We start from the raw sequence: 514 nt of genomic DNA on the forward strand, positions 1-514 counted from the left end.
CTCTTCCACCTCCACCCCCACCACCCGGGGGCCGGCGAACAGCAGCCTGCGCGCGGTGGTTCCGGTGTGCACCCGCAGGTTGGGCCGGGCCGGGCCGGCGCCGAGGTAGGCCTCGGCGGTGCTGACCCGCAGTCCCGACGCGGCATTGCGCGGCACCGGACCCACCCCGACGGCGTCGGGCTCGTTGAGGTCCGCCCGGTACCCGAACCCGGCCGAGGCGCACGCCGCGACGAACGCACGACTGACCGGGTGCAGGTCCTCGGCGGGTGTGCGGGTGACGGGCATCGGGCCGGCGTCGCCGTGCCAGCGCCGCTCGCCCACCGGGTCGGTCTCGAGCCGCCGGAAGTACGGCAGCACCGCCTGGTACGACCAGCCGGCCGGCCAGCGCGAGAAGTCGGCTGCCGTGCCTCGCACGAAATACCCGCCGTTGACCGCGCCGGACCCGCCGAGCACCCGCCCACGCGCGAGGGTCGTCGGGATCCCCGGTTCGAGTTCGGCGGGGTAGGTCCAGGTG

1 protein-coding gene is annotated in these 514 nt (G+C 75.9%); it reads right to left on the minus strand.

Annotated elements, in window-relative coordinates:
• A partial coding sequence (locus AC1DQC_RS20300) for a GMC family oxidoreductase N-terminal domain-containing protein (RefSeq protein WP_477053023.1) occupies nucleotides 1-514 on the minus strand: 514 nt, incomplete at both ends.

Source organism: Cellulomonas sp. P4_H12 (assembly GCF_056400905.1).